We start from the raw sequence: 16,740 nt of genomic DNA, 5'->3' as shown, positions 1-16,740 counted from the left end.
GTTGTGGCCGAGGTGGATCACTTCGGCGCCGTTGGCCATGAGAATGCGCCGCATGATGTTGATCGAGGCATCGTGGCCGTCGAACAGCGACGCCGCAGTGACGAAGCGCACCTTGTGGGCGGGTTTGTAGTCGGTGAGGTTGTTGGCTACGGAGAGGTCGGTCATGGGTTGTCTCTTTGTCTACTTTCCGGTGGCGACGTATCGAGGGTAAATTATGTTTACGTTAACGTCAGTGTAACTCGGCGTCAATCGGGATGCCGTCGTTGGGATGACAATGTTTCTGTCTGATCAGAGCGCGTTCCCTTGAATGTTCAGCGGCTTGTTGCATGCATGAAGACCTACCCCCGGCGCACGTCTCTGCCATTCCTATGAAGGACTCGGCGGCCCTTCGGAAATCGTCTCTCTCTTCGGTGATTCAGCGCCTTTTGCTCTTCATGGAAACTTGCCGGGGGCGGCCCGGCAGCCGGTCACTTTCTTTGCTTCGCCAAAGAAAGTAACCCAAGAAAGGCGACCGCGGTAAGCTGCCCCTTCGGGGTCCCCGAAAAATTCACTGGCCGGGCGGGAAGCGAAATAACTCGCCCTCGCTACGCTCGGAGCTCAGACAGATTTCGCTTCTTTTTCCGCCCGGCAAGTGAATTTTTCGGCAGCTTACAGCGGAAAAAGCGCAGCTTGCTCCGGACTAATGCCGAAGCAAGCCTTAACATGGTCCGCTATGCCGCGTGCGACAACCCCGCCTGTCTTGCCGGCATCTTCTTCAACAGCCTCGCCTGTTCCTCGCGGAACTGCGCCAGCGCCTTCGCCTTCACATGCCCGAAGCCGCGGATCTTTTCCGGCAGCGCGGCGATCTGCACTGCGAGCACGAGCTTGTCCTTGTCGAGTCCGTCGAGCAGGGACAGTACGGTAGCGCGGTATTCCTCGATCAGCGCGCGTTCCGTCCTGCGTTCGGCCGTGTAGCCGAAGATGTCGAGCTTCGTGCCGCGCAGCTTCTTCATCTTCGCCAGCAGCCGGAAGCCCTGCCACATCCAGGAGCCGTATTCCGCCTTGACCAGGTGTCCGTTGTCGTCCTTCTTAGCAAACAAGGGCGGCGCGAGATTGAATTTCAAACTGAATTCACCATCGAATTGTTGCTTCAGCTTCTCGACGAACTCGCCGTTGGTGTACAGGCGTGCGACTTCATACTCGTCCTTGTACGCCATCAGCTTGAAATAAACCTTTGCCACGGCGCGCGTCAGCTTGTCGCCGGCGTCGAGTGCGCTTTCCGCCTGGCGCACGGTGTTGACCAGCGCTTCGTAGCGCGCGGCGTAGGCCGCATCCTGGTAATCGGTGAGGAAGGCGACGCGGCGCTGGATCAATCCGCTCAGGTTTTCCGGCGGATTCAGCAGAACCGGCTTGCCGGGCAGGGCGATGCGTTCGACGCGTGCCAGGTCGACGGCGGCGCGCCGGCCCCACAGGAAGCTCTTCTTGTTGGAATCGATCGCCACACCGTTCAGCTCGATGGCGCGCAGCAGTGCCGCTTCGGAAACCGGTAACGCGCCTTTCTGGTACGCGAAGCCGAGCATGAACAGGTTGGTCGCGATCGCGTCGCCCATCAGCGCAGTGGCAAGGCGCGTCGCGTCGATGTAATCGGCGCGGCTGGCAACCGATTCGTTGATCAGTTCCTGCACATCCTTCAGCGGGAAGGCCCAGTCCGGATTTTTCGTGAACTGGCCGGTCGGCTGCTGGTGGGTGTTGACGACAGCGCGCGTGCGGCCCGGGCGCATCTTCGAGATGGCATCCTGCGCACCGGCAGTGAGCATGTCGCAACCGAGCACGAGATCGGCTTCGCCGGTGGCGATGCGCTGCGCTCGGATCGTACCGGGCGCTTGGCTGATACGGATGTGCGAGGTGACTGAGCCGTTCTTCTGCGACATCCCAGTCATGTCGAGCACCGACACGCCCTTGCCTTCGAGGTGGGCGGCCATGCCGATCAGTGCGCCGATGGTGATCACGCCGGTGCCGCCGATGCCGTTGAGCAGGATGTTGAACGAGGCATCGCAGGCGGGCAGCACAGGATCGGGCAGCGGTCCGAAATCATCCTGCTTCGCCGTGCCGGTTGTCGACTTCCGCAGCGTGCCGCCTTCGACCGTGACGAAGCTCGGGCAAAAGCCCTTCACGCAGGAGTAATCCTTGTTGCACGAGGATTGATCGATGGCCCGCTTGCGGCCGAATTCGGTTTCCAGCGGCATCAGCGAGGTGCAGTTCGACGCCACGCCGCAATCGCCGCAGCCTTCGCACACTGCGTCGTTGATGAACAGGCGCTTGGGCGGATCGGGGTATTCATTCTTCTTCCGACGACGGCGCTTCTCTGCGGCGCAGGTCTGGTCGTAAATGAGCACCGACACGCCGCTCACCTCGCGCAGTTCGCGCTGCACCGCGTCGAGTTCCTTGCGGTCGTGCAGCGTGACGATCTGCGGCAACGACGACCGATCGGTATAGCGCGACAGGTCTTCAGTCACCAGCGCAATGCGCTTGACGCCTTCCGCCGCCATCTGCTGCGCGATCATCGGCACCGAGGTGATGCCGTCCACCGGCTGGCCGCCGGTCATCGCGACCGCGTCGTTGTAGAGGATCTTGTAGGTGATGTTGACGTTGGCTGCAATCGCCGCGCGGATCGCGAGATAGCCCGAATGGAAATAGGTGCCGTCGCCGAGGTTCTGGAACACGTGCGGCAGCTTCGAAAACGCCGCCTGCCCGATCCACGGTGCGCCTTCGCCGCCCATGTGCGTGGTGAGCTTGTTGTGCTCCGGATAGATTGCGGTCGCCATCACATGGCAGCCGATGCCGGCCAGCGCAAGGCTGCCGTCCGGCACCTTGGTCGAGGTGTTGTGAGGGCAGCCGGAGCAATACCATGCCGGGCGCGGCGGCGTGTTGACCGCCTTGGTCAGCACCTTGTCCTTCGCTTCGAGGAACGCCAGGCGCGCCTTGATCAGGTCACTGGTGTGGAAGCGCGCGATGCGCTGCGCGATCACGCGCGCCACCTGCGCGATCGAGAAATCCGCCTTGGAGGACAGCAGCCACTCGCCGCGCGGATGCACCCATTCGCCTTTCTCGTCGAACTTGCCGATCACGCGCGGGCGCACGTCGTCGCGCCAGTTGTAGAGCTGTTCCTTGAGCTGATATTCGACGATCTGGCGCTTCTCCTCGACAACCAGGATTTCGTCGAGGCCTTGCGCGAATTCACGCACGCTGTCCGGCTCCAGCGGCCAGGGCATGGACACTTTGAACACGCGGATGCCGATATCCGAGGCCATCTTTTCGTCGATGCCGAGTTCCTCCATCGCTTCCAGCACGTCGAGATAGGATTTGCCGGAGGCGATGATGCCCAGGCGCGCTTTCGGGCTGTCGATGGTGGTGTGGTTGAGTTTGTTGGCGCGCGCGTAGGCGAGCGCGGCGTAGATCTTGTAGTCCTGCATCAGCGCTTCCTGCCTGCGCGCCTGCACGCCGAGGGTGTCGGTCGACAGTTGCGTGTTCAGGCCGCCTTCCGGCATGATGAAGTCGGTCGGGTAGGTGATCTGGAGTCGGAAGGGATCGGCGTCGACCGAGGCAGTCGATTCGACGGTGTCGGCCAGCGCCTTGAAACCGACCGCGCAACCCGAGTAGCGTGACATCGCCCACGCATGCAGGCCGAGGTCGAGGTATTCCTGCACATTGCAGGGATACAGCACCGGGATCATGCAGGCGGCCAGGATGTGGTCGGACTGGTGCGGCAGCGTCGAGGAGTAGGCGCCGTGATCGTCGCCGGCCACCAGCAGCACGCCGCCGTGCTTCGACGTGCCTGCATGATTCATGTGCTTGAATACGTCGCCGCAGCGGTCCACGCCCGGACCCTTGCCGTACCACAGGGCGAACACGCCGTCGAATTTCGCCGGGCCGATCAGGTCGACCGTCTGCGTGCCCCACACGGCGGTGGCGGCCAGTTCCTCGTTCACGCCGGGAACAAACTTGATGTGATTCTCTTCCAGCAGCTTCTGAGCCTTCCACAGGTTCTCATCGAGGCCGCCGAGCGGCGAGCCGCGATAGCCGGAAATGAAGCCGGCGGTGTTCAATCCGGCGGCAAGGTCGCGCTGGCGCTGCATCATCGGCAGGCGCACCAAAGCCTGGATGCCGGAGATGAAGATCTTGCCTGTGGTGGAGGTGTACTTGTCGTCGAGCTTGACGGGGGCGAGGGTCGTGGCGCGTTCCTGCGACGCGGCGCCAGACACCCCAGCAGGGGATGCTGTATCGGTGAGCATGAATTGTCTCTCTCCAAAACTGTTTTTCGGATAGCGCCTGGCAACGGGATCGCCGGGTAAGGCGAGTGGTTGTCAGGCCGCGGACCGCTGTGGCGGCCTTTCCAGCAATATCACAACGTGATGTCGCTGTTGGTGAAAGTGTAATCTGGAGCGGGGGATTTAGGCAAATCGGGAATGCGGGAAGGGAAGCGGCCGGTTACTTGCAAGAAAGACAATTCTCGGTTGTGCATCGCGCAACAGGTTTTGCTGGCACAAGAGAGCCGGTCAGAAGAATTCGACGGTATCGTTCGATACTTCCGAATGCAGTTTGCCGCTGGAAACCAGTTCGTCGTAGAAGCAGACCTGGTTGCGTCCGTTTTCCTTCGCGTAGTACAGCGCCTGGTCGGCGTGACCGAGGATGACCACCGGCGATTCGGTGGAGATGCTGGCAAAGCCGATGCTCACGCTGACTTTGCCGACCTGCGGAAATTCATGCTGCTCGACATTGGCGCGGAAGCGCCCGAAGATCCGGCGCGCGTCGTCCAGCGAGGTCGAGCGCAGTAGCACCACGAATTCCTCGCCACCGAAGCGGAACACACGATCCTGCGCGCGGAAGGATGAGCGCAGCAGGTTGGCCACCAGGATCAGTACCTCGTCGCCGTACAGATGCCCGAACTGGTCGTTGACGCGTTTGAAATGGTCGATGTCCACCACCGCCAGCCAGTGCCTGATATCCCCGTCATGAGCATGCCGGCGCTCCTGCCGATCCTTGGGCGCGCCTTCCAGCATCGCACTGGAGAGAAGCTTGGAAAACTTCTCGTCGAAGGTCTTCCGGTTGAGCAGGCCGGTCAGCGAGTCGCGTTCGCTGTAATCAAGGATGGACTGGTAGTTGCGGTAGACGCTCAGGATGCCGTCGACCATGTGCAGCATGTCGCTGTTGTAGGGCGTCGGTTTGGTAATCTCGATGCAGGTGCTGACCTTGTCGTTCAGCCAGACCGGCAGCCACAGGACACGCTCGCCTGCGCCGTTGATCTGTTCGATGCAGTTCTTGCGCTGCTTGATGCCTTCGACCAGGAACGGATAGGTATTGAGCGGTTCGCCGCTGGCTTCGTTGTCGAGCGTTTCTTCGGCCGAAATGATCTTCTCGCCCGCGATCCACACGCGCGGACGCAGGAACAGGTCATGCCGGAAGCGGAAGATGTCATGCACGCGCACCTGGCTGGCATCGACCAGTTCATGCAAGGCCGAGACGACAGAGCTGTCCAGCAGCACGTGGTCGCGCTGGCAAGTCATGTCCACGAGGTGCTTGAGCAGGGCTTCCATGGTCAGAATACCGCCCCTTCCGCCGTAACAACGCGAGCCCTGTGCAGCCGGGGAAGAATGCAAACGTCAGTCAGCATGGAGGAATTGTCTCAAGTCGGCGTGATCTCGCTGGCTGTCGGAGGTGCCCTGTGCTGCACCGCACAGCAAGTCGATGTCGATCCTTCTTGTTATTCAAGGCGATCTTGCGGCTATTCTATCCCGAATCATGCCAAACATAGAAGGATGTCGTATTTCGGTCGCGTCCGGGCCGGTACGGCTGGCGGCAGCAGATGGGCAGTGTGGGCGGAAGGGGGAAAGTCGCGTGCTTTTCCTCCTTTCCGCATCTTCCGAGGATGAAGAAAGCCTACCGCTCCATCACATAGGTGCCCGGTGCGTCGCCCAGCGGGGCGTAGCCGCTCCTTGGCGCGCCGATGGACGGCGGCGCGACCATCCCGCTGGTGTGCTGTTCGAGCCAGCCGGCCCATGCGGGCCACCATGAGCCTTCGACAGGCTCATTGGACAGGTACCAGTTTTCCGCGTCGATGTAGTTGCTGCCGGACGGGCTGTGCGCCATGCGGTAGTGACGGCCCTTGTGGCCGGGCTCGCTCACGATGCCGGCATTGTGGCCGCCGTTGGTGAGCAGGAAGGTGATGTCCGGGTCGGCGGTGAGGTTGATCTTGTAGACCGACGTCCAGGGCGCGACGTGGTCGGTCTCGGTGGCGACCGCGAACAGCGGGACGCGGATGTCGCCGAGCGAGATCGGCCGGCCGTTGATCTTGTAGCGGCCGGCGAACAGGTCATTTCGCAGGAACAGCCGGTGCAGGTATTCGCTGTGCATGCGATAGGGCATGCGCGTGGCGTCGGCATTCCATGCCATCAGGTCGGTGATGGTCTGGCGCCCGCCGAGCAGGTATTGCTGCACGATCAGCGACCAGATCAGGTCATGCGAGCGCAGCAGCTGGAAGGCGCCTGCCATCTGCCGGTTGTCGAGGAAGCCCTGGTTCCACATGATGTCATCGAGGAAGTTGAGCTGGCTGTCGTCAATGAACAGCCGCAGCTCGCCGGCTTCCGTGAAATCGGTCTGCGCCGCCAGCAGCGTCATTGAATTGACGCGTTCGTCGTCGATCTGCGCAAGGTAGGCGGCAGCCATCGCCAGCAAGGTGCCGCCGAGGCAGTAGCCGATCGTATTGATCTTGCGGTCGGGTACGATGGCTTCTACTGCATTGAGGCCCTCCAGCACGCCCAGGCGCAGGTAGTCTTCCATGTCGAGGTCGCGGTCCTGTGCATTCGGATTGTGCCAGGACACCATGAAGACGGTATGGCCGCGGCTGACGAGGTAGCGCACCAGCGAGTTGTGCGGCGAGAGGTCGAGGATGTAGTACTTCATGATCCACGCCGGGATGATCAGGATCGGCTCGGCATGTACTTCCTTGGTCATGGGAGCATACTGGATCAGTTCGATCAGGCGGTTGCGGTAGACCACCTTGCCGGGCGTGATCGCGACATGCCTGCCAGGCATGAAATCCTCGAAGCCGGCGGGCGGTTTGCCTGCCAGCGTGCGCTCGACATCTTCCAGGAAATTCATCGCGCCGCGCAGCAGGTTGACGCCGCCTTCGCGCACGGTGGTGTCGAGCACTTCCGGGTTGGTGGCGATGAAGTTGACAGGCGAAACCGTGTCCAGCAGTTGCCGCGCGACGAAGGAAACCAGCTGTTCATGGTGCGTCGATACGCCGCCGATGCCGGTCGTCACGTTGTGCCACCACTGCTGGTTCAGCAGGAAGCCCTGGTGGATCAGATTGAACGGCCAGCGCCGCCACGCATCGGTGCGGAAGCGGCGGTCCTGCGGCAGCGGCTGGATGCACAGATCGCAGTCCTTGTCCGTCTGGGCATGCATCGCATACATGCCGAAGCGCGCCCCCTTGCGCAGCGCCTTTTCGCCAAGCTTGCGCCATTTTCCCGGCGACTGCGCCAGATGCAGCGACCAGTCGAGATAGGCCAGCGCCAGGCTGGCCGGGGAAAGACTGCCGGTGACCCGACCCATCAGCGCATGGATCAGGCGATCGATCGTCTCCGGCGGTTCGATATCGGTGGCCGACCATGGCTTGGACGGAAGCTCGGCCTTTGTCGGCTCGTGCGTCTTCAGGACTTGTTCGAAGTTCGATCGCGGTCTGTCCATCTGTTTCTCCAATCGTCAGAACACGTCCGGTCGGTTGCTGTCGTACGTCGCGCAGGGCGATCGGACGCCGGTAGTGGTGCAATGCAGGCGTCATGCAGGTGTATCGTTGCAGGCCCTTCCTGTCTATGGACACTCTGCAGCAGATAAGGTTTGCTGCACTGCCGAAAAGGTTCGCAAAAGTTTCACTCGCGATGCTGCAATGCACCACCCTCTCGTTCATGTTAGGCAGGCCACGCCGATTCCTGGTTGAGCCAGGTCAAGATTTGCGGGATCGGCCATGGGAAGCGCGGAAACACGGGCACCGCATCAAGAAACCCGGCCCGCCTTGCGCGGTCACATTCCCTTGACTGCACACTTTCGTCCAGCGGATGGGCTTGAATGAAACGCCTGCTACAAAAAGCAAACACGGCCGAGCAACTGTATCGGCTGATCATCGACAACGCGCTGGATGCATTCGTCGCCATTGACTGTAACGACACAATCATCGAATGGAGCAACCAGGCGGAGCGCATTTTCGGCTGGAACAGGGATGAAGTGCTCGGAGCATCGCTGGCCGATACCCTCATTCCGGAACGTCTGCGGGCGACCCACCTCGCGAGCCTCCGGCATTACCTCAATAGCGGCGAAGGCAAGCGCCTGTACGCGCGCACCGAACTGCCTGCGCGGCGCAAGGATGGGCAGGAAATCACGGTGGAACTGAGCGTCGTGCCGGTCGTCACGTCCGACCGGACGATTTTCTTTGCCTCGCTGCACGATATTTCCCAACGCAAAGCGCTCGAAGAAGACTTGCACCGGCAGGTCAACCTCACGACCTCGATCCTGCAGAGTATGGCGAGTGCGGTGGCCGTCGCCGACCTGTCCGGGCGCCTGATCCTGGTGAATCCGGCGGGCAAGCGACTACTTCATGCCCATTTTCAGGGGAAGGGTGAGCCGGTGGGCAGCGATGCCTTCATCTTGCTGAAGCCGGACGGCAAGACGCCGTATCCGCGCGAGCAACGGCCGACCGCGCGGGCATTGCGCGGCGAACATGTGGACGGCATGGTTGGCTTTCTCTCCGGCGATGCCGAAGGAACGCAGGGCATCTGGCTGAGCATCAATGCACGTCCGCTGCTCGATGCCCACGGCGCGCCGGCCGGCGCAGTGACGGTATTGCATGACATCACCGAACAGCGCCAACGCGAGCAAATGCTTGCCGCGCAGGCGCACCAGCTGCAGGAGCAGGCCAGCCTGCTCGATCTTTCGCACGACGCCATCATCGCGCACACCGTCGACAACGTCATTACGTATTGGAACAGAAGCGCGGAAAGGATGTACGGTTACCGCCGTGACGAAGCCATCGGGCAGGTGAGCCACAGCCTGCTCAAGACCCGTTTCTCGCAGCCGTTCGACGAGATACGGGCGACCGTGCAGCGGCAGCATTACTGGAAGGGCAAGCTGATCCACACCACGAAGGATGGGCGCGAACTGACCGTGTTCAGCGAGTGGGCGCTGGAGTTCCACAGGGGGAAGCCGTATCGCTATCTCGAAACCAATACCGACATCACCCACCAGGAGGCAACCGAGCGCGCGCTCAAGCAGTCGCAGGAGGATTTCCGCCTGCTGGTGGATGCATCCACCGACTACGCGATCATGACGATCGACCCGGCCGGCGAGATCGTGAGCTGGAACCCCGGCGCCGAAAAGATCCTCGGGCTGTCCGCGGCCGAGGCGATCGGCCTCCCGGTCGCCACCCTGTTCACCGGTGAAGACCAGAAAATGGGCGAGCCCATGCGCGAGCTGGACGAGGCGCTTGCCATCGGCCGTTCCGAAGACGACCGCTGGCATCTGCGGCGCGACGGCAGCCGGTTCTGGGCCACCGGCGTGGTGACGCCGCTGCGCAATCCGGACGGCAGCCTGCGCGGCTTCGTCAAGATCATGCGCGACCAGACGACGCAGCGGCTGGCGGACGAGCAGACGCGCTTCCTCGCCAATCACGACATGTTGACCGGCCTGCCCAACCGCGTCAGCTTCAGCAATCATCTGCACCAGTCGATTGCGCTGTCGCGGCGCAATAACGTGCCGCTGGCCGTGCTGCTGCTCGACCTCGACCGATTCAAGCACGTCAATGACACCTTCGGCCATCACACCGGCGACCTGCTGTTGAAGGAAGTGGCGCTGCGGATCAGCTCGACCCTGCGCGAGACCGATTTCGTGGCCCGTCTCGGCGGCGACGAGTTCGTCGTCATCCAGGCTGACACCTCGCAGCCGGGCGCCGCCGAAATCCTGGCGCGCAAGCTTGTGCTGGAACTCGGCCGCCCCTATCAGCTCGAATCGAACGAAGTGATGAGCGGCACCAGCATCGGCATCTGCATCCATCCGGCGGACGGGAAGAATTCGGTCGAGCTGCTCAAGCGCGCCGACCTCGCCCTGTATCGCGCCAAGGAGGCGGGGCGGCACACGTACCAGTTCTATACCTCGGACCTGGTTTCCCGCCAGGCCTGGCGGCGCGACCGCGAAACCGCATTGCGCAGCGCCCTGAAGAACAACCAGTTCGAGCTGTACTACCAGCCGCTGGTCGACCTCGAAAAATGGAAAATCTCCGCGGTGGAAGCCCTGCTGCGCTGGAATGCGACGGAGCTGGACACGGTGCTGCCCGCCGAGTTCCTCGACATCATCGAGCAGACCGGCATGGTGGTCGAGATCGGCGAATGGGCGTTGCGCGAGGCCTGTCACCAGGTGCGGCAGTGGCAGGCGAAAGGGCTCGGCGGCCTGCGCCTGTCGATCAACTGCTCGGCGCGGCAGTTCAACGATCCGCAATTCGTGGCGCTGATCCCGTCCGTCCTGCGCGACGCGGGACTGGCTCCCTGCGACCTGGAGCTCGAAGTGCCGGAAGCGATGCTGGGCCAGCATCCGGAAATCAAGGCGGTGCTGGCCGAACTGCGCGCGCTTGGAATTCGCCTGGTCATCGACAATTTCGGCACCGGCGCCACCCCGCTGACCGATTTCAAGGAGTTCGGCGTCGATGCGCTCAAGATCGACAAGACCTTCGTGCAGCACCTGCCGCACCGGCGCGAAGACTCGGCCATTACCTCGGCCATCATCAGCCTGGCGCACAACCTCGGCATTGCAGTGGCGGCCGGCGGCGTGGAAACGGCGGAACAACTGGCCTACCTGAAAGCGCGTGACTGCACCAGCGCACAGGGCTTCATTTTCAGCCCGCCAGTGCCGGCGCAGAAATTCGAGGAGATGATCCTGGACGGCAGCCTGTCGCGCATCAACAGGATGCCGCGCGCGGACCGGCTGTCAGGCCTTCATTAGTGATCATCCGGACAAAGACGCAGGGCGCACTGCGTGCACCATGACAGCGTTGGCAGGTATCGATGGTGAATTATCGGCAGTCGAGGCATTGGCGGGTTTCGCTTTGCTCAAGCTACCCTGCGATCCTTTATCCATCATCATTATTATCTGGATAATCAGGCAGACCTCGACTTCTCCGCAAAACGCTGGAAATCTGGCGCGGGCAGCGGGCGCGTGATCAGGTAACCCTGCGCGTGGTCGCAGCCGTGCTTGCGCAGGAAGGCGAGCTGGCTTTCGGTTTCGACACCTTCCGCCACCACGTGCAACTGCAGCGCGTGGCCGAGCTGGATGACCGCCTTCACGATGGCTTCGTCGTCCGCATCCACCGACAGGTCGCGCACGAAGCTCTGGTCGATCTTCAGCTTGTCGACCGCCAGTTTTTTCAGGTAGGCAAGGCTGGAATAGCCGGTGCCGAAGTCGTCGATCGAGAGCAGCACGCCGAGCTTCTTGAGACTGTGCAGCGTTTCCATCACGCCGGCGGTGTCCTGCAGCAGGATCGATTCCGTCAGCTCCAGCTCGAGCAATGCCGGCGGCAGGCCCGATTGCGCCAGCGCGCGCCGCACCGTGTCGACGATATCGCCGCGCCGGAACTGCTGCGCCGACAGGTTGACCGCGACCACCAGCGGTGCCATGCCGCCGTCGATCCATTCCTTCGCCTGGCGGCAGGCTTCATTGAGGACCCATTCGCCGATCGGCACGATCAGCCCGCTTTCCTCCGCCATCGGAATGAAATGGCCCGGCGCGACCAGCGCACCATCGCTGCCGCGCCAGCGCACCAGCGCTTCCGCGCCGACGATTGCGCCGCTGCCGATGTCGATCTGCGGCTGGTAGTGCAGCAGGAACTCCTGGTTCTTGACCGCCTTGCGCAGGTTGCTGTGCAGCTGCATGCTCGCCAGCGCATCGACGTTCATCGTGTTGGCGAAGAAGTGATAGGTGTCGCGCCCGTTGTCCTTGGCGTGATAGAGCGCGGCGTCGGTGTTCTTGAGCAGGGTATCGAAATCGTTGCCGTCGCCCGGATACATGCCGATGCCGATGCTGAAGGAAGTACTGATGGTGTGTTCGCCGATCTCGAACGGTTCCGAGACCGCATCGAGGATGGACTGCGCGATGCGCCCGACGGCGCCGGTATCGTACAGATCCTGCAGCAGGATCACGAACTCGTCGCCGCTCTGGCGACTGATGGTGTCGCCTTCGCTGATGCAATGTTTCAGCCGTTCGACCACGCGCAGCAGCAGCAGGTCGCCGACCTCGTGGCCGAGGCTGTCGTTCACGCGCTTGAAGTTGTCGAGGTCGAGCACCAGCATGGCGACGCGCCGGTGCTGGCGGGCGGCGCGTGCCGCCGCGCGCTCGAAACGGTCACGCAGCAGCACGCGGTTGGGCAGGTGGGTGAGCGGGTCGTAATGCGCGAGGAAGGCCAGCTTTTCCTCCGCCGCCTCGCGCTGGATGCGCACGCGCAGGGTGCTGATGCCGAAGGTCAGGTCGGTGGCCAGCTCTTCCAGCAGGCGCACTTCGTCCTCGGCGAAGGATTCCGGGTCGCGCGAATAGATCGACAGCACGCCGAACATGTTCTGGTCGATTTTCAGGGGTAGCGCGATGCTCGAGCGGAAGCCGCGCCGGGCGGCGGACTCGCGCCATGGAGCCATGGCGGGATTGTCGAGATAGTTCTGGTTGACCTGGATCTTGCCGGTCCGAACGCAGCGCCCTATCGGGCCTTGTCCGCGCTCGTTGTCGGCCCACGTGACATTGGCACTTTCGATGTAGCCCTCGTTGCGGCCGAAGTGGCTCATCGGCCGTACCGATTTTTGCTCATTCTGTTCCGGATAACAGACCCAGGCCATCAGGTAGCCTCCGCGGGTGACGACAAGGCGGCAGATTTCATCCAGCAGGCTTTGTTCGCGCTCGGCATGCACCAGCGCCATGTTGCAGTCGCTCAAGAGGCGCAGCGCGCGATTGAGCTTCTCCTGGGTTTCCTCGGCGCGCTTGCGGTCGGTGATGTCGCGTGCGAACACCAGCGCGCCATGCTCGTCTTCATGGAAGAAGGGCACTGCCGACAGCTCCACATCGATCCGCGTGCCGTCCATGCGCAGGAGCTTTCCTTCACGCTGCGGCACCGGGCTTCTTTCCTCCTTGAGGCGGCGCATGTGTTCCAGCGCCTCGAGATGCATTTCCGGCGGAATGCGGTCGATGACGGAGCGGCCCAGCAACTGCTCGCGCGAGGCCGCGCCGAACAAGCTCACCGCGGCATCATTCACATAGGCGAAGCGTCCCTTCGTCTGGACCACGATTGCCTCCGGCGCGCTGTCGACCAGCTTGCGCAGCTTGCGTTCGCTTTCACCGAGCGCGGTTTCGTAGCGCTGCCGGTCTTCGACCAGCAGGTTGAAATTGCCGATCAGTTCACCGACTTCATCCTGGCGCGTTACGGGCACCGGCTGCATTGGCGCTTCGCCGCCGATCATGCGCCGTATCGCGGCCGTGGCTTCGTCGAGCGGCGCCAGCAGGCGCTTCGTCATGTGGCGCAGGATCAGGACGGCGAGCAGGGTCATGATGGCGGCCAGTGCATACAGGTAGACCTGCATGGTGCGCACCGGCCCGAAGGCGACCTCGGTCGGCAAGGCCGACAGCACGACCCATTTTGCGACCGGTACGCGGACGGCGGAATACAGTTTGGGCACGCCTTGCGAGCTGACGCCGACGCCGGAGCCTTCGTCGCTGTCCAACAGGCGGTCGACCACGGTAGCGATACCGTTTGGCGGAGTCGCCGTCATTGCGCGACTGGCATCGCTGGCGGCGATGATCAGTCCGTCGTGCGGGGAAATCACGAACAGCTCGCCCTTGCCGGACATCTCGGGCTGGGAAATGAGACCGAGGAAATTCGGCGCGGTGAGGTCGGTAATGCCGTTCATCACGGCGCGCAGCTTGCCGGCCTCGTCGAATACCGGAACCGAGATGACCAGCACCGGGCGCTTCAGCGCGCGCCCAATGATGGGCTTGTCGATGTAGGGGTGCTGCGATTGCACGACGCGTCGGAAATAATCGCGGTCGCCGAAATAGGTGCCGCGCCGTCCCGGAGCAACGGGGAAATCGGCGATGGCGACGCCGTCCAGGCCAATGATGGTAATGCCGCCGGAGAAGATCGCGTGCAGAGTGACGAACTGCCGCAGCGCGGCATCCAGCCCCTTCTCGCCGAGGTCCGGCGGCAGCGTCGCCGCGACGCGGTTCAGGCTTTCGATGCGTTCCCTCAGCTTGACGTCCAGTTCCACCGCGAGCCGCCGCGTGGAAGCGAGCTGCTGGTCGCGCAGTACGTCTTCAAACTGGCCCTTGAGGATCGTCGCCGAAAAGAAGGTCAGTGCCCAGATAAAGGCTGCAAGCAGCCCCACCGCGAGCACGATCAGCCGCGTTTTCAGGGGCAGGCGCTTGCGTCCCGGCACCAGCTTTGGCGCTGGCCCTGGCCCGGACTCAGCCAGTATCTTTTCGATTGCTTCCATGTCTCCCATTGGATGGTCGGGTCACCATGCATGATTCCCGGCCTGTTGTCAGAATCGCATTTGTCTGGCAGCGACGGTAATGTGAAACCGTCGTAGCTTAGCGCAGGAATTTCATTTAGGAAATATTCTTTTGCTGATCATATTTCCACTTGATTGCCCAATTCGATCACGCGGTTCGTCGGAATGCGGAAATAATCGGCCGCGTCGCGTGCGTTGCGCGACATCATCGCGAACAAGGATTCGCGCCAGAAAGCCATGCCAGTGCCCACGCGTGGGATCACCGTCTGGCGCGAGATGAAATAGGAAGTGGACATGGTGTCGAACTCCAGGCCGGCGTCCTTGCATTGCACCAGCGCCGCCGGGATGTCGCGATCGTCCTTGAAGCCGTAATGCACATCCAGCTGGTAGCACTGGTGGCCGAGCGAGCGCACCTTGATGCGCTCCTGCGGCGGTATGAAAGGGATATCCGCATTGAACACCGTCAGGAACACCGTGCGCTCATGAAGCACCTTGTTATGCACGAGGTTGTGCAGCATCGCATGCGGCACGCCGTCGCCCTCGGCGCGGAAGAAGACTGCCGTGCCCTCCACGCGCACCGGCGGACTGAGGAACAGCGACTGCAGGAAATCGCCCATCGGCACCAGGTGCTTTTTCAGGTTGTCGTAGACCAATTGCCGGCCGTCGCGCCAGGTCAGCATGAGCGTCACTGAGACCGCGCCGAGCGCCAGTGGGAACCAGCCGCCGTGCAGCACTTTCAGGATGTTGGCGGAGAACAGTGTAAGGTCGATGGTGAGGAAGAAACCGGTGGCCGCCCAGCACAGCAGCGGGTTGTAATGCCAGCCGTAGCGGATCACGAAGAAGGTCAGGATGGTCGTCATCAGCATGGTCGCGGTGGCGGCGATGCCATAGGCCGAGGCGAGCTTGGAAGAAGAGCCGAATCCGACCACCGCCAGGATCACCACCGTCATCTGCATCCAGTTGACCAGCGGAATGTAGATCTGCCCCTTCTCGCGTTCCGAGGTGTACACCACCTTCATGCGCGGCAGGAAGCCGAGCGCGATTGCCTGCTGCGACACGGAAAAGGCGCCGGAGATGGTCGCCTGGGATGCGATCACCGTGGCCACCGTCGACAGTGCCACCAGCGGATACACGCTCCACGACCCAAGTTGCTGGTAGAACGGATTCGTCACCGCCGCCGGGTTTGCCAGAAGCAGCGCGCCCTGGCCGAAATAATTCAGCACCAGCGACGGAAAGACGATTCCGAACCATGCCGAACGGATTGCTGTCCTGCCGAAATGGCCCATGTCCGCATACAAGGCTTCCACGCCTGTCACCGCCAGCACGACCGCGCCCAGCGCGATGAATGCCAGCCAGCCGTTTTGTCCGAGGAAGCGGAAGGCGTGCAGGGGATTGAGCGCGGCAAGCACCCGCGGCGACTCGACGATGTTGACGACCCCCATCGCCGCCAGCGCGAGGAACCAGGTCAGCAGGATCGGCCCGAACCATTTCCCGATGTCGGCCGTGCCCCTGCTTTGCAGGGCATACAGGCCGACCAGCACGGCGACCGTCAGCGGCACGACGTAGGGCTTGAACGCCGGCGTGGCCACTTCCAGCCCTTCGATGGCCGAGAGTACGGAAATGGCCGGCGTGATCACGCCGTCGCCGAAGAAGAGCGAGGCGCCGACCAGCCCGACCAGCACCAGCGGCGCATACCAGCGCGACCTCGTCGTTACCGAAGACAGGGCCAGCGCCACCAGAGCCATGATCCCGCCTTCGCCGCGGTTGTCGGCGCGCAGCACCAGCGTGACGTACTTGAGGGAAACGATGATCGCCAGCGCCCAGAAGATGAGCGAGACGACGCCCAGCACATTTTCCGGGTTGAGCGGCAGGCCATGCTCGGCAGAGAACACTTCTTTCATCGTATACAACGGGCTGGTACCGATGTCGCCATACACGACGCCGATGGCGGCCAGGATCAGTGAGGAAAGGCTGCTCTTCCGGGATTGCAGATCCAAAACGTCGTCCTCCGGTTTTTGTTGCGGTGCAAGGAAGGCAAATGTTATCGCATTTGCCAGTTCCGCATGCTGCGCCAGATCTTCCGGCACGTGACGTATTCGGGGCAACGGAATATGCGGACGAAGGTCTTGTGTCCACGGAAAACACGGAAGGCACGGAAAATATCTTGTCTTGA

The 16,740-nt window shown here is 62.3% G+C and carries 7 protein-coding genes; 1 reads left to right on the top strand and 6 read right to left on the bottom strand.

The features are described from left to right. From VJ698_RS24645 to VJ698_RS20895, 4 genes are all read right to left on the bottom strand, one after another. A partial coding sequence (locus tag VJ698_RS24645; protein WP_414691199.1) for a cobalamin B12-binding domain-containing protein occupies positions 1-165 on the bottom strand: 165 nt, incomplete at its 3' end. A gap of 545 nt (positions 166-710) precedes the next feature. Further along, a complete protein-coding gene (locus VJ698_RS20905; protein WP_324104745.1) occupies positions 711-4,271 on the bottom strand; it encodes an indolepyruvate ferredoxin oxidoreductase family protein in 3,561 nt (1,186 codons plus the stop codon). A gap of 264 nt (positions 4,272-4,535) precedes the next feature. After that, entirely contained in the window at positions 4,536-5,573 is a 1,038-nt protein-coding gene (locus tag VJ698_RS20900; RefSeq protein ID WP_324104744.1) for a GGDEF domain-containing protein, read from the bottom strand. 343 nt (positions 5,574-5,916) lie between these two features. Then, the gene (locus VJ698_RS20895; protein WP_324104743.1) at positions 5,917-7,728 is read right to left on the bottom strand and encodes a PHA/PHB synthase family protein; all 1,812 of its coding nucleotides are present in this window, start codon (positions 7,726-7,728) and stop codon (positions 5,917-5,919) included. A 378-nt stretch (positions 7,729-8,106) separates the two neighbouring features. Between VJ698_RS20895 and VJ698_RS20890 the strand changes: the two genes are divergently transcribed. Then, a complete protein-coding gene (locus VJ698_RS20890) occupies positions 8,107-11,025 on the top strand; it encodes a PAS domain S-box protein (protein ID WP_324104742.1) in 2,919 nt (972 codons plus the stop codon). 155 nt (positions 11,026-11,180) lie between these two features. Here the strand turns inward: VJ698_RS20890 and VJ698_RS20885 are convergent, their stop codons facing one another. Then, positions 11,181-14,549: an EAL domain-containing protein gene (locus VJ698_RS20885; RefSeq protein WP_324104741.1), complete on the bottom strand. Its 3,369-nt coding sequence runs from the start codon at positions 14,547-14,549 to the stop codon at positions 11,181-11,183. Between the two features lie 137 nt (positions 14,550-14,686). Further along, entirely contained in the window at positions 14,687-16,564 is a 1,878-nt protein-coding gene (locus VJ698_RS20880; RefSeq protein ID WP_324104740.1) for a potassium transporter Kup, read from the bottom strand. Positions 16,565-16,740: the final 176 nt, after the last annotated feature.

Source organism: Noviherbaspirillum sp., from assembly GCF_035254685.1.
Taxonomy (GTDB): Bacteria; Pseudomonadota; Gammaproteobacteria; order Burkholderiales; family Burkholderiaceae_D; genus Noviherbaspirillum.
The sequence above is the reverse complement of the archived record's forward strand: the minus strand, read 5'-3'. Positions and strand labels throughout refer to the sequence as shown.

Excerpts from the sequence above, each read along its gene's own strand:
- VJ698_RS20905 (WP_324104745.1), bottom strand. The coding sequence starts at position 4,271 with ATGCTCACCGATACAGCATCCCCTGCTGGGGTGTCTGGCGCCGCGTCG.
- VJ698_RS20900 (WP_324104744.1), bottom strand. The coding sequence starts at position 5,573 with ATGGAAGCCCTGCTCAAGCACCTCGTGGACATGACTTGCCAGCGCGAC.
- VJ698_RS20895 (WP_324104743.1), bottom strand. The coding sequence starts at position 7,728 with ATGGACAGACCGCGATCGAACTTCGAACAAGTCCTGAAGACGCACGAG.
- VJ698_RS20890 (WP_324104742.1), top strand. The coding sequence starts at position 8,107 with ATGAAACGCCTGCTACAAAAAGCAAACACGGCCGAGCAACTGTATCGG.
- VJ698_RS20885 (WP_324104741.1), bottom strand. The coding sequence starts at position 14,549 with ATGGAAGCAATCGAAAAGATACTGGCTGAGTCCGGGCCAGGGCCAGCG.